This window comes from Streptomyces sp. CA-278952, assembly GCF_028747205.1.
Classification (GTDB): Bacteria; Actinomycetota; Actinomycetes; order Streptomycetales; family Streptomycetaceae; genus Streptomyces.
The window spans coordinates 5,646,230-5,666,800 of record NZ_CP112880.1 but is presented as its reverse complement, the minus strand read 5'-3'; the positions used below and the strand labels follow the sequence as shown (position 1 = coordinate 5,666,800).

Genomic DNA, 20,571 nt, shown 5'->3' with positions numbered 1-20,571 from the left:
GTTGGGAGCCACAGTGGTCGATACCCCGCCCCGCTCGCCTCAGAGACGGACAGCCACGCTCGCGTCAGAAGACGGACAGCCCGGTCAGCGTGGTGAAGCGGGCGAGGGCCGAGACGCCCGCCACCGAGTTGCCGCGCCGGTCGAGCCCCGGGCTCCATACGCACAGGGTGCACACTCCGGGCACGATGGCGATGATCCCCCCGCCGACGCCGCTCTTGCCCGGCAGCCCCACCCGGTAGGCGAACTCCCCGGCCGCGTCGTACGTCCCGCAGGTAAGCATGACCGCGTTGACCTGCTTCGCCTGGCTGCGGGTGAGCAGCGCGGAACCGTCGGCCCGAATGCCGTGCCGGGCCAGGAATCCCGCGGAGAGGGCCAGGTCCGCGCAGGACGCCTCGATCGAGCACTGGCGGAAGTAGGCGGCGAGCAGTTCGGGGACCGGGAGCGTGATGTTGCCGTAGGAGGCCATGAAGTGGGCCAGCGCGGCGTTGCGATCGCCGAAGGCCGCCTCGGAGGCGGCGACCTCCGGTACGAAGTCGATGGCGGCATTGCCGCTCTCCGAGCGCAGCAGCTCCCGCACCTGGCCGGCGGCGTCCCCGGTCAGCGCCTGGAGCCGGTCGGTCACCACCAGGGCCCCGGCGTTGATGAACGGGTTGCGGGGGATGCCGTTCTCGTACTCCAGCTGCACCAGGGAGTTGAACGGGTTGCCCGAAGGCTCCCGGCCGACTCCCCGCCATATCTGCTCGCCGTCCAGGGAGAGCGCCAGGGCCAGGGCGAACACCTTGGATATGGACTGCGTCGAGAACGGCTGCTGCCAGTCGCCGACGCCGTAGACGGTTCCGTCCGGCTCCGCGACCGCCATGCCGAAGCGCCGGGGGTCGGCGCCGGCGAGCATCGGGATGTAGTCGGCGGGGGTGCCGTGGTCGACGAGTGCGGCCATCTCCTCGGCGATGCGGCTGATGACGGAGCTGAAGCGGTGCGCGTCGCCGCGCGGAGCGGCGCTGCTCGCGTCGGCGCGCAGAGCTGTGCTGCTCGTCCGAGGAGCGGCGGAGGGGTGGGACACGGCGATTCCTGACGGAGAACGGGGAGAGGAGCGAGGAGGCCCGGTGGGCGGAGCAGAGGTGGGGGGGGGCTCCCCCTAGGGTCTCTCACCCGGCCGGCCGGGAATCGCCTCAGGTGGTGGTCACTGATCCGCGAGGAGGCCGGGCAGCCTGCGCATGTCGTCGAAGACGACGGTGCCGGGCCCTTCGAGGCGGTCCACGGGAGTCATTCCCCCGTCGTAGGCGAATGCGCGCATGCCTGCGGCCCGGGCTGCTTGGAGACCGTACTGGCTGTCCTCGACCACGGCGCACGCCTCGGGCGCGACCCCCATCTGTCGCGCGGCGTGGAGGAACAGGTCCGGGGCCGGTTTGCCGTGCTCGACCTCGGTGGCGCTGAAGATGCGGCCTTCGAAGCGCGGGTAGAGACCGGTGATCCCCAGGGTGAAACGCATCTTGTCGTGGCTCCCGCTGGATGCCACGCAGGTGGGCAGGTGCGTGAGCGCGTCGAGAGCGTCGACGATGCCCTCGACGGGGGCGAGTTCAGCGGCGAGCGCATCGTGGTAGAGGGGCTTGAACTCTTCCTCCCAGTCGGCCGGCAGGCTGCGCCCGAGGTGCTCCTCCATCTGCCGCGTCATCGACTGGCTGGAGCGGCCCATGAAACGGTCGATGATCTCGGCTTCGGTGAGTTCCCATCCCAGCTTGGCCAGGACGAGTGCGTCCACGCGCACCGCGATGCGTTCGCTGTCGACCAGCACGCCGTCGCAGTCGAATATGACGAGTTCAATCGGTTGGATCATGCCCGCAGGATAGACGGGCCGTCCCCGTCACGCGGCAGCTCAGCAGGCCGCCGTGTGAGCGGCGGCGTCCCCACGGTGGCCCGGGTTCTTCACTGGTGCTCCGCTGCGAAGGCATGGGCGACGGCCAGGCTGTCCTCGTAGACATGGTGCCGGGTGACGAGGCCGTCCGCGACGGTGAGGTGCAGAGCGAACCGCGCCCGGTAGGCACGCCCCGTGGGCCGGGCGGTCTGACGGATCACGCCCAGCACGACCGCGTCGCTTCCGTCGACAAGGATGCGCTCGATCTCGGTCGCCACCTGCTCCGGCACGTGGTGCTCGGCAAGCTCGCGGTAGTGGGCGGCCGCGTCGGCCCGGGTGGACCGGTGGCGGATCCACGGCGTGGCGGTACGGCCGTGCTCGGCCTCCGGCCAGGAGAGCTTCCAATCGCCCTGCTCGGCATACATCTCGGCGATGCGCTCGGGGTTGCCCTCGCCGATTCTGCGCAGCAACTCCTCGATCACCGCGCGCGTGCTCGCAGACGTGGCTGTAGACATGACGACCTCTCCGTCCGGTCCGCGTCCTGCGACGCGGAGAGATCGCCAACCCTGCCAGCACGGGCACGCCAAGACGATTACCTCGGAAGTAAGACGAGCGGATCATCCAGATCCACTTGTTTGCGCGGCTTGAGGACGGCGACGGCTTCGCAGGAAGCCCGCCGGGTCACCGTTCCGCTGCACACCAACCTCGGCGGGCACACCGGCGCCCCGGAGTTCGAGCTGGACACCGGGCCCCGGTTCTTCGCCCGGCACGTGCCGTAGAGGGCTCCGTCCAACAGGCTCGTGTGGACGGGCGGCTCCGGCAGTCCGGGCGCCACACCGGACGTCGATGACCCACGTTGTCCGGGGGGTCTCCCCACCCCGCGCGGACCAGCGGGCCCGACCTCAGGCAGGCCCGCTGGCCGGATGGATCAGCTGCTCTTGATCGCGGAGGCTGAGCATGTCGAACATGCTCAGCCGATCGGAGAACCAGTGTTCCGCTTGAAGTCCTCACGCCGTACGGTGGCGCGCGCCGCCACGGTCCTCCTGGCCGGAGCGGCGTGCGCCGCCACGATGACCGGCAGCGCCGGAGCCATCGTCAACGGCAAGGATTCCACCCAGCGCTACCCGTCCATGGTGTCGATCCCCGTGACGGGTGCGGACGACCCGACGTTCAAGGGGGTCTGCGGGGGATCGTTGATCGACTCCCGATGGGTGCTCACGGCCGCCCACTGTGTGGACCCGAGGCTGGTCACCCTGGACGGCACGGTCAGGGTCGGCAGCGAGTGGAAGGACTCCGGCGGCACGGTCCGGTCCGTCGCGAAGACGGTGTCCCACCCGGGCTACCGGAGCGGTGAGAACACCGGCCCCAACCGCGACGACATCGCCCTGATCCGTCTGAACCGCCCGGTCGCGGAAAAACCAGTCCGCATCGCCGACCGTCCGGGGCGGCCCGGCACCCCGACCCGGATCCTCGGCTTCGGCAGGACCGACGACGCACCCGACGCCCCGTGGGTCTTCCCCGACCGGCTCCAGGAACTCGACACCCGCCGGGGCGCGATGACCGACTGTGCACCAGGCTACGCGGACAGCACCCGCCTGTGCACCGTCAGCCGGATACCTAACGCCATGGCGTGCAACGGCGACTCGGGCGGCCCCCAGCTCCAGCGGGACCGGAAGGGGCGCTGGGAGCTCATCGGCGTCACCTCCGGCCCCGGGGCGCCGGACGTGCGGTGCAGCGATGGACCGGGGCTCTACACCAGCGCACCCGCCTACGCGGGCTGGATCCGTGAGGCGATAGACCGCCACGGCTGATTCAGGACTCCACTCCGACCATCGCGTCGGCCGTGCACTTCTGCCCGATACCGGTACTGCGTCACACGGACGGCGGCGTGGCCGACGGGGGCCGGGTGCCCAGAGCCCGCTCCGCGGCCTTCATCCGCCGACGGCGACCGCGCATGGCCAGCGGGTTGACGAGGAGCAGGCCCGCCATCACGAGGTTGTAGGAGGCACGTCCGTAGCTGCCGTCGACGACGAGGAACACCCCGCTCACGAACCACAGCAGCGCGCCCGCTCCCACGAGCCACCACACCCACCGGCGTGAGGAGGAACCCAGCGCACGCCGCATGCGTGCGGCGATGTCGACCGCGGCCGCGCGCTCGGTGGGGTCGTCCGGCGCCTCGCCGCGCCGGATCAGGCGGCCTACCCGCAGGTAGCGGCCCGCGCTCATCCCGAACTTCGCCGCCCGGCGCCGGTTCCACCACCAGGTCGCGGCGAACGCACCCGCGCCCAGCAGGACGAAGGCGGCGGCGAGGAACAGCCCCTGCGGAAGATCCCTCTCGCCCTCACCAAGGACCGCCCCCGTCAGGAAGCCTCCCACCGCCGCCGCCGACAGGACGGTTAGGACGGGCCCCGCCACGCTCCAGCGGCCCGTACCGTCGTGTGCTTCTCCGGCAGAAGCGGTCATGCCCCCACCTCTCCGCCGCGATGGGAGGTCATGGCTTCAGACCTGCTGGGGGTGGCCGCCGTCGCCCTCGACGACGAGCCGGTCCGTGCCGGGCTCGTCCGCTCCCTCGACCACCGTCACATCGATCGCGCCGTCGCCGGTGGTGTCGAACTGGTAGAGGTCCGCTCTCCCGTCACCGGTGGTGTCCGTCATCCATACATCGGGTTTGCCGTCGCCGTTGGTGTCGGCGCTGAGGAGGACGTGGTGCTCGTCCCCCTGGGTCGGGGCCTCTTCTTCGGTGTGCGCGTGGGTGTCCATGGCGGCCGGTTGCCCCCGGGGCGCCGCTCGAAACCGGCGTGGAGCCCGCGCGACTGTCGCACGGGCCCCGGTCCAGCCGGCCAGGCGTGGACGACGGCGAGTTCTCGGCCCTCGCCGGTGTGAAGGTCCGCGCAGGCGGCGATCACCGCCCGCCGCCTGCGAAGAAGCCGGTACTGGCGACGGCGAGCAGCAGGTAGATCCCCGGGAAGGCGATGTTGTGGAAGACGCGGACGCGGACGTGGGCCAGGACCGCGCCGACGAAGAACACGGTCAGGCCGATCGCCGCCGCCAGGCCCAGCCAGGGGACCCCGAACAGGCCGATGAGGAGGCCGGCGGCGCCCGCGAGCTTGAGCGTCGCCAGATACGGCACCGCAGTCGGCGGGAGCCGGACCTCCGCGGAGTTCGCCAGGACGAAGGGCGCCCGCGCGAAGTCCGCGACCGCGATCAGCACGTTCACGACGACGCACCCCACCGTGGCGACGAACAGTACGGAACTCATGTGATCACCAGCTGTAGGCTCATGGCGTTCTCATCTCTCGGGAGGCGGACAGGAAGGTTCTCCAACCACCCGTCCTGACGTCCGTCGGCCCCCGAAGGTGACACCCATGCCGATCACGGTCGAAGAGTTCGAGACCGCGCGCCCGCGTCTCCTGTCCGTCGCCCACCGCATGCTGGGCTCGGCCCAGGACGCCCAGGACGCCGTCCAGACCGCCTGGGTGCGGGCCGCCACCGCCCGGTCGTCACCGCCGGTCGAGAACCCGTCGGCCTGGCTCACGACCGTCACCGCCCGGGTCTGCCTGGACGAGCTGCGCGCCCGCCGCCGCCGCGCCGAAGCGCCGTTGCTCGCGGAAGCCGTCCCGGCGGTGGACCTGGCCGCGGACGAGGCGGTCCTCCGTGCCGAGGACGTATCCCGGGCGCTGATGGTCCTGCTGGACCGGCTGACCCCGCCCCAACGGGTCGCGTACGTCCTGCACGACCTGTTCTCCACCCCGTTCGACCGGATCGCGGAGGTGCTGGGCGCGACCGTGCCCAGCGCCAAGCAGCACGCCAGCCGCGCACGCCGACGCCTCGCCCCGGCCCGGCAGGGCGTGGAGGAGCCCGGCCGGGCGGATCAGCGGATCGTGGACGCCTTCATGGCGGCGGCCCGGACCGGGGACACGCGCGGCATGATCCACCTGCTCGCGCCCGACAGCGTCCGCGACGCCGAGGCGGCGCTCCTGCCGCACGGCGGCGCCACCACCGTGACCGGTGCCGCCGACATCGCCGCCGAGACCGCGCGGTTCCGCGGCCGCATCCGGGCGGCCTGCCGCCTCACCGTCAACGGCCGGCCGATGTACGTCATCGCCCCGGGCGGGCACCCCTTCGCCACCATCGAGATCAGCACGGCGGGCGGGCAGGTCACCCGCGTCACGCTGCGGCCGGCACAGGCGGACGACCGGTTCGACGCCCTGGAGCCGCTGAAGGCCCTCTGAACAGGGTGTCCTGCCCGATCGGTCGCGGTCCGCCCCGGCCGGACGGGAGCCACCGTGCCCGAGCGCGGCGACGCGTACGGCATGGGAACCGCGGACCCGCATTGATGCCTCGGCCCACAGGACGAGGCCGAGGAACCGGTCTCAACGGAGGTACGTCTGCTGCCACTCGATCGACGTCATGGTGAGCGCGGCCTCGGCGAGGGCCTGGGCAGAAGGCGTTTTGAGCTTGGCGATGCTGCTGTCGATCCAGGGCTGGACGTTGGAGCAGCCCTGTTCGCGGTACTCGACGGCTTGGAGGAGGCATTCGAGCTTGTCGGCGTCGTGCGCGCAGACGACTTCGGGGGAGTCGCCGTTCTCGTACTCCTCCACGATCCGCTGGGCACCGGCCTTGACCGCCGGATGTACGGCCGATACTTGGTCGGCGGTGACTTTCTCGTTCCCGGCGGCTTCGAGGTAGCGGCGGCCGATGTGCGGGATGTCGCCGACGCGAGTTTCCTGGGTGTCGTGCCACAGGCCGAGGAGAGCAGCCTTCGCCGGATCGGCGCCCTCCATCATGGCGAGTACGGAGCCGATCAGCGCGACTCTGAAGCTGTGCTCCGCGATGGTCTCGGGGTCCTTCACCCCTGCGATCCACCACCCGGACCGCTTGGCGCGCTTGAGCATCCCCATTTCCAGCAGGAAGCCTGTAGTGCCCTTTGCCTGCTCCTGCTCTGTGTCCGCCATGAAGTGCGACCTCCGATATGTCATGTGCGGTTCTCGCGTAGAACGTAATGCACCGCGCTGAGTTCCCGCCTCGCTCTCAGAGAGATCCCCTCGTGGTCAAGGAGCTGGGCGGTCTGTGTGGCCAGACCATCCGCGAGAACCGGGTCTGCCAGGGGCAGCCACCGGTTGGTGGACAGCAGAGCCCATAGCGAGTGGACGTAGAGGTCCATGTACGCCGGAGCCTGTTGGAGGCCGACGGCGAGTCCGCGAAGGAGCCGCACGGGCTCCCAGTTGGCTGGATCGTGCCGCATGAAGCCGTCATCCGGCTGCGCCTCCCGGATCGAACCGAACCAGTAGACCCAGTAGTTGAGGTTCGCGATCTCAGCAGAGTCGTCGCCCGCCAAACCTCTGTCAATGAAGTCCAGCAGAGGCCGATGGTCGCCAAGTCTCCTCAGTGCGGCGACAGTTGATCGAGCGGCGGCCCAGTGCGGAGTCCAACCTCGCACAGAGATCAGGTCACGGTTGCGGTGCAGAGCATGCACCATCCACGATGTCGCCTCGGGGCCTTGGTCGTAGGAGCAGAGGTAGAGGCACTGGCGGTGGAGCAGCAGCCCGTCCTCTCCGGCGCGCAACGCGGATTCGGCGGTCTCACGAAGGTGCGCGAAGAACACGCTTCGGTCGGGCGCCGACAGGAGCGGGGCCTTGGCCACGGGGCCGCGACGTCTCGTAGCCGCTCTACGGGCCAGAGCGGGCGGAACGGTGCCGTTGAGAGCCCAGGCGATCATGTGGGCCGTGTCGCGGGTGTGCACCCAGGCCGCGAGTGGGTGACGGGAGTTGACCTCTGGATAAATCGTGGACGTGATGACGCGGTCTGCACACATCGCCGGGTCGAGAAGGTGAAGGACATCGGGGTCGGCGCCCAACGCAAGTAATCGGCGCCGAATGTCGAGCAGGACACCGGCCTTGACATGGGCAAGCGGTCGTCGTCCGGTCTCCCATCCCTGCCAGGTGGCAAGATCAACCGCCATCGCGTCAGCCATACCGGCCTGCGTGCGGATGCTTGTACTCTCCCGGGCCACGCGGAGTACGAACCCGGCGACCACGCCCGCGGTCGCGCGTCCGCGAGTGACTTCCTTCGCGTTCATGCCGCACCCCCGATGTCGTCGGTCGCCCAAACCCGTACCTCCGGTCAGTCCTACTCCATCGACGGTGACCGTAGCTTCTGATTCGACAACAACCACCCCCGTCAAGGAGGCCGGTATGGCTACCGCAATTGAGCACCGCGTGCGTCCCTGGGGAGCCGGTCGGCTTGCCCCATACCCGACCGTCACATATCGCCCCCACACGTCCGTCGCGCTCGACCCCGACACCCAGCTCGGCATCTTCGCCGACCGCGTCGGCACGGTGGTCGAGATGGGCAAGCACGGCACCGCCAAGGGCACCGAGACAAGCACGATCACGAACTCGGACTCCGCCCCCGACCAGGGGCACGACCAGGACTCCGAGCAGGACTGAGCGATGACCGACAACAGGCCGGTGCTGGTGGCCACCGAGGCGGACGATCTGACCGCCGACATGGTGATCAGCGAGCTGAATCGGCGCAACGTGCCGGTCGCCAGGTTCAACCCCGCCGACATCGGGGTGGCCCTGACGGTCTCCGCTCGGTTCGGGAGCTGCCCGGTCCCTGTGGCCGGGCAGCTCCGCACCCCGTCGCGGACCGTGGAGCTGGCTGAGGTCCGGTCGGTGTACTGGCGCCGCCCGGTGTGGCCGGCCTTCGGCCATCTCGGTGCGGACGACGCACGGTTCGCGGCGGCCCACACCCGCTACGGGCTCGGCGGGGCCTTGTACGCCCTCGACGGACCACTGTGGGTCAACCATCCCCTGCGCAACGCCGCCGCCGACTACAAGCCGGCCCAACTCGCGGTTGCTCAGCGCCTCGGGTTGACGGTGCCGCCGACGCTGGTCACGAACGACCCGGACGAGGCGCGGTCCTTCGTCGACAGCCACGATCAGGCGATTTTCAAGACGCTCCGGTGGACGCCCTACCAGCGAGGTGGTGTTCCCCTCACCGGGTGGGCCGACCCGGTCGTGGCGACAGAGATCGACGAGCGCGTGGCTGTGGCCCCGCATCTGTTCCAGGCCGTGGTGAACAAGGCGGCCGATCTTCGCGTGCTGGTCGTCGGCCGACAGGTGTTCGCCGTACGGATCGAGTCCGGGATGCTGGACTGGCGCAAGGATTACTCGGCCTTGTCCTACCGAGTGGTGGACCTGCCCGACCGCGTGGAGAAGGCGCTCCTGTCATACCTGGACCACTTCGAGCTGGCCTCGGGAAGTTTCGACTTCGCCGTCGACAAGACCGGTGGCCTCTGGTGGCTGGAGCTGAACCCGAACGGACAGTGGGGGTGGCTGGAGGAGTCCACCGGCCTCCCGATGTCCACCGCATTCGCTGAACTGCTGACGCAAGGAGTCGCCCCATGACCGACACCGCCCAGGAGCGGCGTGCCCTCGCCGAACGCCTGACGCAGGCGGGCGTCCTCATCAGCTCCCCGTGGCGGGCGGCGGTGGAGGCCGTTCCCCGCGAGCTGTTCCTGAACCCCGGTGTGTTCCTGCCCGCGGAGGGGGGTCGGTGGCAACCGGTGACCGCTGCCGGGAGCGACCCGGCCGCGTGGGCACGGATCGCCTACCGCGACGAGTCCCTGGCCACCCAGCTCGACGGACACCTCACCGCCGACCAGGTCAGCAGCCCTGTGACCGGCTCCCCGACTTCCTCGTCCACCACCCCGGTCACCGTTGTGGACATGCTGGAGAGGCTGGAGGTGGAGGACGGTCATCAGGTCCTGGAGATCGGCACGGGAACCGGCTACTCCGCCGCCCTGATGTGCTTCCGCCTCGGGGAGGACGCCGTCACCACGGTCGAAGTGGACCCCGGCGTCTCGGCCCGGGCGGACGACGCCCTGGAAACGGCCGGATACTCGACCTGGACGGTCACGGGTGACGGGCTCCTCGGCCACCCTCGCCGCGCCCCGTACGACCGCGTCATCGCCACCTGCGCGGTGCGCCGCATCCCCTACGCCTGGATCAGGCAGACCAGACCGGGCGGCATCGTCCTCACCACGGTCGGCGGCTCCTGGCACTACGGCACCGGCCTCGCGAAGGTCACCGTCGCGGAGGACGGCACCGCCGAGGGCGCGATCATCGGCCGCAGCTCGTTCATGCAAGCCCGGTCCCAGGCGGAGGCACCCGTCGATGGTGACCTGTCGGCCCGCACCGCCTATGCTGACAGTCAGCGCGAGACCAAGGTGTCGCCGCTCCTGCTGGAGGACTGGATGCCCGCGTTCCTGGCTCAACTCGCGGCTCCAGGGGCGCGCTTCACCCGCGCGACATCGTCGGAGGGCAACCGGCTGCTGTACCTCTTCGACCCGGAACGCGAGTCCTTCGCCTCGTTCACGGAGAACGACGGCACCTGGACGGTCCGCCAGGGCGGCCCCACCGCCCTGTGGGACACGATCGAGCAGGCCCTCACCGCCTGGCAGGACGCGGACCGCCCCGACATCACCGAGGTACGGCTCCGCGTCACGAAGGAGGCCCACGTCTACTGGATCGACGGCCACCCCACGCTCCGCTGGCGGCACGACCTCGCCTGACCGGGCCGCGCTGTCAGGATGCCCCACCGTGCGCGGCGCGGTGGGGCATCCGGTTGCTCGGTTCGTTGTCAGACGGTGTCGAACGTCCCGCCCCGCACGCCCGCGACGAACGCCGCGAAAGCGGTGCCGGGAACGGCGACCACGGGGCCGTCCACGACCTTGGAGTCACGGACCGGGACGATGCCGCGCGTGGCGGCGAGGTTGGCGGCGACCTCGATGCAGTCGCCGCCGTTCGAGCTGTACGAGGACGTGAACCAGCACGGGGATTCGGGCTTCACAGATGTCCCTTCGCCGCGGGAAGCACCACGATGCACGATGCGGCCGGGCAGGCACCAGGGCGCCTCGGGGCGGTCACGCGTCGAAGTCGTACTCCAGGACGTAGCCGGCGGCATCGAGCACCATCTCGTTGACCTCCACGACACGCCCGCCCTCCGCGAAGGCGGTCCGGCAGATGAGCATGACGGGCGTCCCGGCCGGAAGCCTGAGCTTCGCGGCCTCCTCGGGCAGCGGTTTGCGTGAGCGGATCTCCTCCCGGAAGTGGACTGGGCCATGGCCCAGTTCCGCGAGCCGAGCGTAGATCCCACCGGGCCCCGACCGAGCACGCGCGCCACGTTCTCCGAGGCGGCACCCTCCCGCACCTCCAGGTGATCCACCACCAGGTCTCTGCCTGCGAGCTCCGCTTGCCAGACCGAGCGACCGGTCCCCCACTGCGCGTGTGCCAGACGCTGAATCCCTCGACGCAGGAGCGGTCGGGGTGCGGGCTCGCGCCCGCTGAAGTCGATGGTGGCCATCCCAGGGTGCTCCTCTCTCCGAACAGCAGGATGCCCCACCGTGCGCGGCGCGGTGGGGCATCCGGTTGCTCGGTTCGTTGTCAGACGGTGTCGAACGTCCCGCCCCGCACGCCGGCGACGAACGCCGCGAAGGCGGTGCCGGGGACGGCGACCACGGGGCCGTCCACGACCTTGGAGTCACGGACGGGGACGATGCCGCGCGTGGCGGCGAGGTTGGCGGCGACCTCGATGCAGTTGCCGCCGTTCGCGCTGTACGAGGACTTGAACCAACGAGGGGATTCGGTCGTCACGGAGTGCCCTTTCGCAACTGGCTGATCTTGGCCATAGACGCCACCTTCGACAGCGCCTCGCTCTGGAACTGATGGTAGGCCGTGAGCATGGGCACCACGAACGAAGTTTCGCGCTCGACGCGTCCCTGCGTCTGTGATTCGGCGTACGCAACGATGGACCGATCCGCCATGGTCAGCAGATTGACCGGTAGGTAGAACGCCCTACGTGCGCCCAGACTGAACGGCGACACCTGGATGATCCAATTGTGCAGCGTGGCCATCACCTCCAGCCGTTGGAGCTGAGCGTCCATGACCTCCGGGCCGCCGACAGCTTGGTGCAGACAGCTCTCGTCCATCACAACGAACACCATGGGCGGCCGTGACCGCACCAAGGCAGCCTGCCGCTCCGCCAGGAACGCGACACGCTCGTTGGCCTGTTCCACGGTGATGGACCCGCGCTCCACATCTCCGTAGGCGACAGCTCTCGCGTACTCCGGTGTTTGCAACAACCCCGGAATGAGACCGACGTCGAACAGCCTGATCTCCACCGCCCGGCCCTCGTACCCCACGTACTCCGGGAAGCCCTCCAGCAGGTTGCCGTGCTTCATCTCCTGCCACTGGCGCTCGAACGCCTCGCTCGATCCGATGAGATCAAATAATCGGTCCGCTTTCCTCGCGAAAGGCAGAGTCGCCGGTTTGCGGCCAGTTTCGATCGCCGAGATGTGCCTGCCCGAGCAGCCGAGCAGTTCGGCCACCTGATCCTGAATCCAGCCACGCTCCTCGCGCATCCTGCGCAGACGAGCACCGAAGGCCGCTTGCAGGCTCGCCTCGGGGTTCAGTTCCTTGATGTTTACCAACGTGCCCTCCCAGATCCCCACGTTGAAGACGTTCCGACCCTAGGACACTCTGAATCGCCCCGGTAGCCGAACGGCTACGGAGAGGAGCGATCGATGTACGGTGAGAACGTACGCCCGAATACGCCCACACCCTCCAACGCCTCCACCCCCACCCCCGCCCTCGGAACCCTCCTGGTCGACACCAGCCGCGCCGACCGCGTGGGGGAGTTCCGAGGGGTCGCCGGCCCCTACTGGTCGCTGCGGCCGGTAGGGGGCGGCGCGGAGTGGGAGGTCGAGCCCCGCCATGTGCGGCCGGCCATCCTGATGGAGCAGCTCCGCGCCCGTACCGCGCGCCTCAATGCCCGTAGCCGGGGCGAGGTCCTGTGAGCCCGCGTCCCCTTGCCCGGTTACGTGCCCGGCTCGCCCAACGCCGTCACCGGTACGCCCCGCCGCTCGCCGAGCTCGTACGCATCGAGTCGGACCCCGCCTACCGGGCCCTGTTCTGCGCCGAGTTGGACGCGGCCATCCAGGATCGCTTCGGGAGCCGCGCCGCCGTCCTGGCCGAGGTCGAGGCAGCGGCCGACCGGCTGCGGGAGCTGATCCGGCACGGCGCGCCCGGGCGGTCCGCATGACGCGGTCAGCGGTTTACGCGGCCGAGGTAACCCTCTCCGACGGGCAGCGGTTCGCCTCGCTCGGCAGAGTCGCCGTACGGAACCGGCGGCTCGCACTCCTCTGGCTCCGGCGGCAGGCGCTGCGCCTGGCCAACGGCCATGGGCTCGCCCTCGCTCCCGAATCCGTACGGCTGCCGACCGGCGACGTGAGACCGGTCCGCTTCCACGGCTCCGACGCACCCGAGGAGTTGCGTCGTTGGGCCACCGGCAGTGCGCATCAGGACCACGCCATAGGGGCCCTGGAGGCCGGGTTCCCCGCGCTGTTCACCGTGCTCGACCCCGCCGTCGGGCTGAGCCTGACGCTCGCCGGGTGGCGTGGCCGCCCGGCCGACCGGTAGTCCCGCCGCCCGAAACGGAGTTGAACGCCGTGCTCCAGTGCACCGCCGTCACCCTTCTCCCTCCCGAAGCCGTACTGCGGCTCCTCACCCCCGGGGCGGACGAGCCGGGCGTTCCGGAGCCGTACGTCCTGTGCGAACTCGGCGAGCACGACGGCCCGCACACCGAACACGCCGCCTTCCTCCGGCCGGGCAGAACGCCCGACTCACCGGCCCAGTGGTTCTTCTGGACCGGCGGCGGGCCCGAGCGCGTCCACCGGACGGACCGCGCGCCCTGGTGCCCCGCCCGCCTCCGCCGGCTCGACACGGACGCCGTGCGGCAGTGCTCCTTCTTCGACCACCACACCGCGCCCCACTCCTGGGACGTCGACGATCCGCTCGGCGACCTGATCGCGGAGCGGCTCGTACCAGGCGACTCCCCCGAAAGGTGACCCGTACCCAATGAACCAGTGCACCGCCGTCGCGTTACTGCCGCCCCCGGAGCACGTGGTCGCCCTGTCGGTCCCCGGGCACCGCCCGGAAGCCGGACACGTACTCTGCGAGCTGGGTGAGGACCACGACCACGACCACGCGGCGATGCTGTGGGACGAGGACGGACGGCCGGGAAGCGCCGTCTGGGTCCGGTGGAACGCGGAGCACGCACGCCTGGCTCCGCTCCTGTGGTGTTGCGCCCTCCGCCCCCAGGACGTGGACGAGGCGTGCGGGCTGTTCGTCGGCCACCCGGCCGGCCACGGCTGGGAGGTCGCGGACCCCACCGACGAGGCCATCGCAGGGGACCTCGCGAAACGGCACCCTCATCTGTTCTCCCGGTCATGAGGACGTCGATGCCAGGAAGGGCGCTCGCCCGCCGCGAGGGCACCAGAGAACGGTGCCGGAGCTGCTGTCCGGGGCCGGCGTGACCCTGCGGCCGGGCCGAGGACGCTCGTTGGGCCGGGGCGGTTACGCCTCGGCCTTCGTCATCAGCTGCACCAGAGAGGAGAAGCTGTCCGCGGCGTGGTCGGCGTCCATGCCGCGCCGGAAGAGGGCGGCGACCGCGGCCGGAAGGGCGGTGTCGACGCCCGCGTCGGCATTGGTGTGCAGGACGTGCTCGACGCTGGCCATGCCCATGGCCAGGCGGTCCACGTCGCCCATGTGCCGGCCGGCGTCGATGCGTTCGGAGTAGAAGGAGAAAAATCCCGGCAGTGAGTTCGCGGTCTCCACGGCGTGCGGCAGGATGTCCGCCGAAGTCAGGCCGTTGGCGTTGGCGAGGGCGATGGCCTGCCAGTAGCTCAGCATGGACGTCCAGAACATGACCATGCCGATCTGGTACATGAGTGCGGCAAGTCCGGGGTCCTCTCCCCGGTGATCGGTCCGCCCCGTGATGACTTCGAGCGCGGGCCTGTGCTGGTCGAAGACCTGACGCGGGCCGCTGTAGAAGGTCGAGGACTCGGCCTGCCCGATCCCGGAGGGCGGCACGGTCACGCCGCCGGTCAACTGGACAGCGCCCCGCTCGGATGCCCAACGGGCCGCGGTCCGGGCCCTTTCCGGTGTGTCCGAGCTGAGGTTCACCAGGGTCCGTCCGGCCAGTGCGGCCGAGGCGGGCTCGAGCGTGGCGTACATGGCGTCGTAGTCCGTGAGGCTGAGGATCACCAGCTCGTTGGAGGCGAGGGCCTCCTTCACGTTCGGCGCGAGCACCGCCCCACGGGCGACCAGGGCGTCCGCGCGCGACGCGGTGCGGTTCCAGACGGTGACGCCGTATCCGCGGTCGAGAAAGGCGGCGACCATGGCCTGCCCCATGGGGCCGAGGCCGATGACGGTGACCGACTGCTTGGTGCTGCTCATGATGAGATCTCCACCCCTCGCTAAAACGAGCGCTCTATTTAGCGCGCAGCGAGAAGGTAGCACGTTCTAAAACGAACGCTCTACTCAATAGATCGCCACGGTGGGACTGCGCGCAGATCAGCGGATCAGCGGCTGCGCGGGTCCTCCCTCCCGCTTCGCACGCTCTTCGGTACGCGCGTAGGCCCGGATCACGGATGATCCGGGCCTACGGTCGTACGGGACGTGCTCAGCCGGCGCTCAGGTAGCGCTCGGCCATCAGCTCTGCGCGGAAGTGTCCTGCTCGCCGGGCTCGGCGGCGGCGGTGGCCGCCTGGGCCTCGGCGCGCTCGCGCATCTTGCGCACCAGCTCCTGCTTCTTGTCCTCGGCGGCCTTGCGGTCGGCGCCTCGCGCGGAACCCGCGCCCTGCTGTTCGGCGCGGGACAGCTTCTTGCGCTGTCCGCCGACGCCGAGGAGGTTGTTGCGGCTCTTGGCCACGGCGTTCTCCCATTCGTGAAGGTGAGGTCGGAGTAATCGGACGATCGAGATCGATCCGGTGGGCGACGGGTGCTGCGACCCGTCGCGCTCTCACTCGTAGATCTGGAAGAACGAAGACATGCGGAAACCGTACCTCGCCCCGGAAGCGCCCCGCACCAGGTTTTCCGGCCGCCCGGGGCCGCACCCCGACCCCACCCGACCGGACCCGAACGAGAGGCCCAGGTCTCAGGCCGTCGGGTCGACCGTCGCCTGATGCGCCTCGGCCAGGTGCTCCTCGGCCTTCAGCCAGGGCAGGAACTGCGCCGGGCGTTGCCACGCGCAGGTGGAGCACGTCAGCTGGCGCGTCACGCTCGACTTCCTTACCTGCACGACGTGTTCACGTCCGTGCTGGTCCCATCTGCTGACCTTGCTGGTGGTGCTGGACGTCATCGCGTACCTCCCGGAACGGCGGCGGGGGCTCCGGTGGACCGTACGACGAAACCCCCGGTCCCGTACCCGGAACCGAGGGTCTCACGCACATGTGCGGGTGTCAGCAGCCGATCAGACGGGCGCCGAGGTACGCCTGGATCTGGTCCAGGGAGACGCGCTCCTGCTTCATGGTGTCGCGCTCGCGCACGGTCACCGCGTTGTCGTCGAGGGTGTCGAAGTCGACGGTGACGCAGAACGGGGTGCCGATCTCGTCCTGACGGCGGTAGCGGCGGCCGATGGCGCCGGCGTCGTCGAACTCGATGTTCCAGTTCTTGCGCAGGTCGGCCGCCAGGCCCTTGGCCTTCGGCGAGAGCTGCGGGTTGCGGGAGAGCGGCAGGACCGCGACCTTGACCGGGGCCAGGCGGTGGTCGAGGCGCATGACGGTGCGCTTCTCCATGACGCCCTTGGCGTTGGGGGCCTCGTCCTCGACATAGGCGTCCAGGAGGAACGCCAGCATCGCGCGGCCGACACCGGCCGCGGGCTCGATGACGTACGGCGTCCAGCGCTCGTTGGCCTCCTGGTCGTAGAACTGGAGGTCGGTGCCCGACGCCTCGGAGTGCGCCTTGAGGTCGTAGTCGGTGCGGTTGGCCACGCCCTCCAGCTCGCCCCACTCGCTGCCGCCGAAGCGGAAGCGGTACTCGATGTCGGCGGTGCGCTTGGAGTAGTGGGAGAGCTTCTCCTTCGGGTGCTCGAACCAGCGCATGTTCTCCTCGCGCATGCCGAGGTCCGTGTACCAGTTCCAGCGCTGGTCCATCCAGTACTGCTGCCACTCCTCGTCCTCGCCCGGCTTGACGAAGAACTCCATCTCCATCTGCTCGAACTCACGGGTCCGGAAGATGAAGTTGCCCGGAGTGATCTCGTTCCGGAAGGACTTGCCCATCTGCGCGATGCCGAACGGCGGCTTCTTGCGCGAGGTCTGGAGCACCTGGCCGAAGTTGGTGAAGATGCCCTGGGCGGTCTCGGGGCGCAGGTAGGCGACCGAGCCGGAGTCCTGGGTCGGGCCGAGGTGGGTGGAGAGCAGACCCGAGAACTGCTTGGGCTCGGTGAAGGTGCCCTTGTTGCCGCAGTTGGGGCAGTTGAGGTCGGCGAGGCCGTTGACCGGCGGCTTGCCGTGCTTCTCCTCGTACGCCTCCTCCAGGTGGTCGGCGCGGTAGCGCTTGTGACAGGAGGTGCACTCGGTGAGCGGGTCCGAGAAGGTGGCGACGTGGCCCGAGGCGACCCAGACGTCCGGGGCCAGGATGACCGACGAGTCGATACCGACCACGTCCTCGCGCGCGGTGACCATGTAGCGCCACCACTGGCGCTTCAGGTTCTCCTTCATCTCGACGCCCAGCGGTCCGTAGTCCCAGGCGGCCTTCTGGCCACCGTAGATCTCACTGCAGGGGTAGACGAAGCCACGGCGCTTGCTCAGGCTGACGATGGTGTCGATCTTGTCGGCGGCCACGGTGCTCTCTTCATTACGACGGTGACGAACGGCGAATGCTTCAGATTACCGGCGGGCGCACCCCTGGGATCAAATCGGTGGGACGTGAAGGATGTTCCCGGTGATCTTCGCGGTGCTCCTATGTGACCTTCCGGGCATCTCATCAGCCTTGTTGACAATCGTTTCCACTTTAGTTGAAAATGACTGTCATGAACGTACGCCGCCTCATACCCACCACCGCCGTCGCCGGAGCAGTCGCCCTCGGCCTGACCGCTCTCTCGGCCTGCTCCACCTCCGACGCAGCGGACGGGGGCAACGGCGACAAGCTGAAGGTGACGGCGTCGTTCTACCCGATGCAGTTCCTGGCCGAGAAGATCGGCGGCGAGCACGTCGCGGTCACCAGCCTCACCAAGCCGGGCGTCGAGCCGCACGACCTGGAGCTCACCCCCCGCCAGATCGGCTCCATCAGCGAGTCCGACTACGTGCTGTACCTCAAGGGCATCCAGCCGGCCGTGGACGACGCGATCAAGCAGTCCGGTGTGAAGAACACCGTCGACGCCGCGACCCTCACCACCCTGGAGAACCACGGCTCCGAGGTCAGCGGCCACGACCACGGCCACGAAGGCGAACACGAGGGCGAAGAAGGGCACGGCCACGAGGAAGAGGCCCCCGAGGAGCATGCTGAGCACTCCGAGGGCGACGGCCACAACCACGGCGAGGAGGGCGGCGCCGACCCGCACATCTGGCTGGACCCGGTGAAGTACGCCGAGGTCGCCAAGGGCGTCGGCAAGTCGCTGGAGAAGGCCGACCCCGACCACGCCGCCGACTACAAGAAGAACACCGACGCCCTCGTCGCCGAGCTGGGCGAGCTGAACACGGCGTACGAGACCGGGCTGAAGAACACCTCCACCAAGACGTTCATCACCACCCACTCCGCCTTCGGCTACCTCGCCGAGCGCTACGGGCTCACCCAGCAGGGCATCGCGGGCATCGACCCCGAGGCCGAGCCGAGCCCCGCCCGGATCCAGGAGATCCACACCATCGCGGAGAAGGACAAGGCCACCACGGTCTTCTTCGAGACGCTCGCCAGCGACAGGACCGCCAAGACCCTCGCGAAGGACACCGGCCTCAAGACCGGCGTCCTGGATCCGCTGGAGGGAATCACGGACAAGTCCCAGGGCGCTGACTACATCGAGGTCATGGAGTCCAACCTCGCCGCGCTGCAGAAGGCACTCGGCGCGAAGTGACCCGCATCACCCGGTCAACCCGCACCACCCCGTGAACCCGCACCACCCCGTGAACCCGCACCACCCCGCGGACCCGCACCACCCCCGGATCGGAGGCGCTCATGCCGGAGCGTGAGAGCACCACCCACGAGCCCGTGGCCACCGCCCACGAGCCCGTCATCGCCCTGCGCGGCGCCTCGGCCACCCTCGGCGCACGCCCCGTGCTGCGCGGGGTGGACCTGACCGTGCACCGCGGCGAGGTCGTCGCGCTGCTGGGCGCCAACGGTTCCGGCAAGTCCACCGCCGTACGGTCCGTCATCGGGCAGGTCCCGCTGACCGGCGGCACCGTCGAGCTGTTCGGCACCGAGCTGCGCCGTTTCCGCCGGTGGGGCCGGATCGGCTACGTCCCGCAGCGCACCACGGCCGCGGGCGGCGTGCCCGCCACGATCCGCGAGGTCGTCGCCTCCGGCCGGCTGTCCCGTACGGGGCTTCGGTGGCCCGGGAAGGCCGACCGGGCGGCCGTGGACCGGGCCATCGCGCTGGTGGGCCTCGCCGACCGCGCCAAGGACTCCGTGAGCGCGCTGTCCGGGGGCCAGCACCAGCGGGTCCTGATCGCCCGCGCCCTGGCCGCCGAGCCGGAGCTGCTGATCATGGACGAGCCGATGGCCGGGGTCGACCTGGCCAGCCAGGAGATCCTCGCCTCGACCCTGCGCAAGCAGGTGGCGCTGGGCACCTCCGTGCTGCTCGTGCTGCACGAGCTGGGCCCGCTGGAGCCCCTGATCGACCGGGCCGTCGTCCTGCGCGACGGCTGCGTGACCCACGACGGGCCGCCGCCCGAGGCGCTCGGCCAGCACGCGCTGCCCGGCCACGACCACGTACACCCCCACGCGGCCGCCGAGCCCGTCCGGACGGGACTGCTGACCTGATGATGCTGGAATTCCTGAATCCTCCCTTCATGCAGCGGGCGCTTCTCGCGGCCGTCCTGGTCGGCATCACCGCGCCCGCCATCGGCATCTACCTGGTGCAGCGCCGACAGGCCCTGATGGGCGACGGCATCGGGCACATCGCGATGACCGGCGTCGGCCTCGGCTTCCTGCTCTCCACCAGCCCGGTCTGGATGGCCACCGCCGTAGCGGTGGCCGGCGCGGTCGTGATGGAGCTGATCCGCTGGTACGGACACACGCGCGGCGACCTCGCCCTGGCGATGCTGTTCTACGGCGGCATGGCGGGCGGCGTCATGCTGATCAACCTGTCCGACACGGGTTCCAACGCCAACCTGACCTCGTACCTCTTCGGCTCACTGGCCACGGTCTCCGAGTCGGACGTCATCGCGATCTGCGTACTGGCCGCCTTCGTGGTGCTGGTCACGGTGGGGCTGCGGCGGCAGCTGTTCGCCGTCAGCCAGGACGAGGAGTTCGCCCGGGTGTCCGGGCTGCCGGTGCGGGTGCTGAACCTGCTGATCGCGGTGACCGCCGCCGTGACCGTGACCGTCGCGATGCGGGTCGTCGGCCTGCTGCTGGTCAGCGCGCTGATGGTGGTGCCCGTGGCGGCGGCGCAGCAGATCACCAAGTCCTTCAAGGTCACGTTCGTGCTGGCCGTGGTGATCGGCACGACCGTGACCCTCACCGGCACCGTGACCTCGTACTACCAGGACGTTCCGCCGGGCGCGACGATCGTGCTGCTGGCCATCGCGGTGTTCGTGGCGCTGACCGCGCTCGCCGCTCCGCTCGCGAGACGCCGGGCCCGGGCGAGCGAGGCGAAGGGGGCCGAGTGCACCCTTGAGGTACCGGGGGCCCGCCGGGACAGGGACGACGTACGGGTGTGACC

At 69.8% G+C, this 20,571-nt stretch carries 29 protein-coding genes and 1 pseudogene; 14 read left to right on the top strand and 16 right to left on the bottom strand.

Annotated features, from left to right (window positions below; all coding sequences use genetic code 11):
• Nucleotides 1-64: 64 nt before the first annotated feature.
• From N7925_RS25375 to N7925_RS25365, 3 genes are all read right to left on the bottom strand, one after another.
• Nucleotides 65-1,060 carry a glutaminase gene (locus N7925_RS25375; protein WP_265601742.1) on the bottom strand — a complete coding sequence of 332 codons (996 nt, stop codon included), beginning with the start codon at nucleotides 1,058-1,060 and terminating at the stop codon, nucleotides 65-67.
• 120 nt (nucleotides 1,061-1,180) lie between these two features.
• Entirely contained in the window at nucleotides 1,181-1,834 is a 654-nt protein-coding gene (locus N7925_RS25370) for an HAD family hydrolase (protein ID WP_265601741.1), read from the bottom strand.
• 89 nt (nucleotides 1,835-1,923) lie between these two features.
• Nucleotides 1,924-2,367: a nuclear transport factor 2 family protein gene (locus N7925_RS25365; protein WP_274345259.1), complete on the bottom strand. Its 444-nt coding sequence runs from the start codon at nucleotides 2,365-2,367 to the stop codon at nucleotides 1,924-1,926.
• 129 nt (nucleotides 2,368-2,496) lie between these two features.
• Between N7925_RS25365 and N7925_RS25360 the strand changes: the two genes are divergently transcribed.
• Entirely contained in the window at nucleotides 2,497-2,631 is a 135-nt protein-coding gene (locus N7925_RS25360; protein ID WP_274345258.1) for a hypothetical protein, read from the top strand.
• A gap of 144 nt (nucleotides 2,632-2,775) precedes the next feature.
• Nucleotides 2,776-3,663, top strand: coding sequence for a S1 family peptidase (locus N7925_RS25355; RefSeq protein ID WP_274345257.1), 888 nt, complete (start codon nucleotides 2,776-2,778; stop codon nucleotides 3,661-3,663).
• A gap of 61 nt (nucleotides 3,664-3,724) precedes the next feature.
• Here N7925_RS25355 and N7925_RS25350 read toward each other — a convergent pair whose 3' ends face one another.
• The 3 genes from N7925_RS25350 to N7925_RS25340 all read right to left on the bottom strand — a co-directional run bounded on the left by N7925_RS25350 (nucleotide 3,725) and on the right by N7925_RS25340 (nucleotide 5,111).
• Nucleotides 3,725-4,315, bottom strand: coding sequence for a hypothetical protein (locus tag N7925_RS25350; protein WP_265601737.1), 591 nt, complete (start codon nucleotides 4,313-4,315; stop codon nucleotides 3,725-3,727).
• Nucleotides 4,316-4,351: 36 nt separating this feature from the next.
• The gene (locus tag N7925_RS25345; protein WP_265601736.1) at nucleotides 4,352-4,612 is read right to left on the bottom strand and encodes a hypothetical protein; all 261 of its coding nucleotides are present in this window, start codon (nucleotides 4,610-4,612) and stop codon (nucleotides 4,352-4,354) included.
• 142 nt (nucleotides 4,613-4,754) lie between these two features.
• Nucleotides 4,755-5,111 carry a DoxX family protein gene (locus N7925_RS25340; protein WP_265603999.1) on the bottom strand — a complete coding sequence of 119 codons (357 nt, stop codon included), beginning with the start codon at nucleotides 5,109-5,111 and terminating at the stop codon, nucleotides 4,755-4,757.
• A gap of 106 nt (nucleotides 5,112-5,217) precedes the next feature.
• Between N7925_RS25340 and N7925_RS25335 the strand changes: the two genes are divergently transcribed.
• Nucleotides 5,218-6,084 (top strand): sigma-70 family RNA polymerase sigma factor, encoded by an 867-nt coding sequence (locus N7925_RS25335; RefSeq protein WP_274345256.1) that lies wholly within the window; start codon nucleotides 5,218-5,220, stop codon nucleotides 6,082-6,084.
• 141 nt (nucleotides 6,085-6,225) lie between these two features.
• Here the strand turns inward: N7925_RS25335 and N7925_RS25330 are convergent, their stop codons facing one another.
• Nucleotides 6,226-6,807: an HD domain-containing protein gene (locus N7925_RS25330; RefSeq protein WP_274345255.1), complete on the bottom strand. Its 582-nt coding sequence runs from the start codon at nucleotides 6,805-6,807 to the stop codon at nucleotides 6,226-6,228.
• A 20-nt stretch (nucleotides 6,808-6,827) separates the two neighbouring features.
• Complete coding sequence (locus N7925_RS25325) at nucleotides 6,828-7,931, bottom strand: XRE family transcriptional regulator (protein WP_274345254.1); 1,104 nt, start codon at nucleotides 7,929-7,931, stop codon at nucleotides 6,828-6,830.
• Nucleotides 7,932-8,046: 115 nt separating this feature from the next.
• On the opposite strand from N7925_RS25325, the gene tgmA reads away from it, so the two are divergent.
• From tgmA to tgmC, 3 genes are read left to right on the top strand one after another with little or no spacing between them, the layout of a single operon-like run.
• Nucleotides 8,047-8,301, top strand: coding sequence for a putative ATP-grasp-modified RiPP (gene tgmA / locus N7925_RS25320; RefSeq protein WP_265601732.1), 255 nt, complete (start codon nucleotides 8,047-8,049; stop codon nucleotides 8,299-8,301).
• A 3-nt stretch (nucleotides 8,302-8,304) separates the two neighbouring features.
• Nucleotides 8,305-9,264: an ATP-grasp ribosomal peptide maturase gene (tgmB, locus tag N7925_RS25315; protein ID WP_274345253.1), complete on the top strand. Its 960-nt coding sequence runs from the start codon at nucleotides 8,305-8,307 to the stop codon at nucleotides 9,262-9,264.
• Nucleotides 9,261-10,430, top strand: a complete 1,170-nt coding sequence (gene tgmC / locus N7925_RS25310; RefSeq protein ID WP_265601730.1) for an ATP-grasp peptide maturase system methyltransferase — start codon at nucleotides 9,261-9,263, stop codon at nucleotides 10,428-10,430. Before tgmB ends, tgmC begins: the two co-directional genes overlap by 4 nt.
• A 68-nt stretch (nucleotides 10,431-10,498) precedes the next feature.
• Here tgmC and N7925_RS25305 read toward each other — a convergent pair whose 3' ends face one another.
• The 4 genes and pseudogenes from N7925_RS25305 to N7925_RS25290 all read right to left on the bottom strand — a co-directional run bounded on the left by N7925_RS25305 (nucleotide 10,499) and on the right by N7925_RS25290 (nucleotide 12,347).
• Nucleotides 10,499-10,708, bottom strand: a complete 210-nt coding sequence (locus tag N7925_RS25305; protein WP_274345252.1) for a DUF397 domain-containing protein — start codon at nucleotides 10,706-10,708, stop codon at nucleotides 10,499-10,501.
• A gap of 73 nt (nucleotides 10,709-10,781) precedes the next feature.
• Nucleotides 10,782-11,182 (bottom strand): annotated as a pseudogene (locus tag N7925_RS25300) (UTRA domain-containing protein); the annotation flags it as partial.
• Between the two features lie 119 nt (nucleotides 11,183-11,301).
• Nucleotides 11,302-11,511: a DUF397 domain-containing protein gene (locus tag N7925_RS25295; RefSeq protein WP_274345250.1), complete on the bottom strand. Its 210-nt coding sequence runs from the start codon at nucleotides 11,509-11,511 to the stop codon at nucleotides 11,302-11,304.
• Nucleotides 11,508-12,347 (bottom strand): helix-turn-helix domain-containing protein, encoded by an 840-nt coding sequence (locus N7925_RS25290; protein ID WP_274346554.1) that lies wholly within the window; start codon nucleotides 12,345-12,347, stop codon nucleotides 11,508-11,510. Before N7925_RS25290 ends, N7925_RS25295 begins: the two co-directional genes overlap by 4 nt.
• Before the next feature lie 93 nt (nucleotides 12,348-12,440).
• Between N7925_RS25290 and N7925_RS25285 the strand changes: the two genes are divergently transcribed.
• From N7925_RS25285 to N7925_RS25265, 5 genes are read left to right on the top strand one after another with little or no spacing between them, the layout of a single operon-like run.
• Complete coding sequence (locus tag N7925_RS25285) at nucleotides 12,441-12,713, top strand: hypothetical protein (RefSeq protein WP_274345249.1); 273 nt, start codon at nucleotides 12,441-12,443, stop codon at nucleotides 12,711-12,713.
• The gene (locus N7925_RS25280; RefSeq protein ID WP_265601726.1) at nucleotides 12,710-12,958 is read left to right on the top strand and encodes a hypothetical protein; all 249 of its coding nucleotides are present in this window, start codon (nucleotides 12,710-12,712) and stop codon (nucleotides 12,956-12,958) included. The genes N7925_RS25285 and N7925_RS25280 overlap by 4 nt, the downstream gene beginning before the upstream one ends.
• Nucleotides 12,955-13,335: a hypothetical protein gene (locus N7925_RS25275; RefSeq protein WP_274345248.1), complete on the top strand. Its 381-nt coding sequence runs from the start codon at nucleotides 12,955-12,957 to the stop codon at nucleotides 13,333-13,335. Before N7925_RS25280 ends, N7925_RS25275 begins: the two co-directional genes overlap by 4 nt.
• Before the next feature lie 29 nt (nucleotides 13,336-13,364).
• Nucleotides 13,365-13,763, top strand: a complete 399-nt coding sequence (locus N7925_RS25270) for a hypothetical protein (RefSeq protein WP_274345247.1) — start codon at nucleotides 13,365-13,367, stop codon at nucleotides 13,761-13,763.
• Between the two features lie 10 nt (nucleotides 13,764-13,773).
• Nucleotides 13,774-14,148 carry a hypothetical protein gene (locus N7925_RS25265; RefSeq protein ID WP_274345246.1) on the top strand — a complete coding sequence of 125 codons (375 nt, stop codon included), beginning with the start codon at nucleotides 13,774-13,776 and terminating at the stop codon, nucleotides 14,146-14,148.
• A gap of 123 nt (nucleotides 14,149-14,271) precedes the next feature.
• On the opposite strand, the gene N7925_RS25260 is transcribed toward N7925_RS25265, so the two are convergent.
• From N7925_RS25260 to N7925_RS25245, 4 genes are all read right to left on the bottom strand, one after another.
• A complete protein-coding gene (locus N7925_RS25260) occupies nucleotides 14,272-15,153 on the bottom strand; it encodes an NAD(P)-dependent oxidoreductase (protein ID WP_274345245.1) in 882 nt (293 codons plus the stop codon).
• A gap of 255 nt (nucleotides 15,154-15,408) precedes the next feature.
• Nucleotides 15,409-15,627, bottom strand: a complete 219-nt coding sequence (locus N7925_RS25255; RefSeq protein ID WP_274345244.1) for a DUF6243 family protein — start codon at nucleotides 15,625-15,627, stop codon at nucleotides 15,409-15,411.
• 225 nt (nucleotides 15,628-15,852) lie between these two features.
• The gene (locus N7925_RS25250) at nucleotides 15,853-16,056 is read right to left on the bottom strand and encodes a hypothetical protein (protein WP_265601721.1); all 204 of its coding nucleotides are present in this window, start codon (nucleotides 16,054-16,056) and stop codon (nucleotides 15,853-15,855) included.
• 100 nt (nucleotides 16,057-16,156) lie between these two features.
• The gene (locus tag N7925_RS25245) at nucleotides 16,157-17,539 is read right to left on the bottom strand and encodes a glycine--tRNA ligase (protein ID WP_265601720.1); all 1,383 of its coding nucleotides are present in this window, start codon (nucleotides 17,537-17,539) and stop codon (nucleotides 16,157-16,159) included.
• Nucleotides 17,540-17,727: 188 nt separating this feature from the next.
• Here N7925_RS25245 and N7925_RS25240 point away from each other — a divergent pair, with 188 nt between their 5' ends.
• The 3 genes from N7925_RS25240 (at nucleotide 17,728) to N7925_RS25230 (ending at nucleotide 20,569) form a co-directional block, all read left to right on the top strand.
• On the top strand, nucleotides 17,728-18,765 hold the full coding sequence (locus tag N7925_RS25240; protein WP_274345243.1) for a metal ABC transporter substrate-binding protein: 1,038 nt from the start codon (nucleotides 17,728-17,730) through the stop codon (nucleotides 18,763-18,765).
• Nucleotides 18,766-18,866: 101 nt separating this feature from the next.
• The gene (locus N7925_RS25235) at nucleotides 18,867-19,670 is read left to right on the top strand and encodes a metal ABC transporter ATP-binding protein (RefSeq protein ID WP_265601718.1); all 804 of its coding nucleotides are present in this window, start codon (nucleotides 18,867-18,869) and stop codon (nucleotides 19,668-19,670) included.
• Entirely contained in the window at nucleotides 19,670-20,569 is a 900-nt protein-coding gene (locus N7925_RS25230; protein ID WP_265601717.1) for a metal ABC transporter permease, read from the top strand. Before N7925_RS25235 ends, N7925_RS25230 begins: the two co-directional genes overlap by 1 nt.
• Nucleotides 20,570-20,571: the final 2 nt, after the last annotated feature.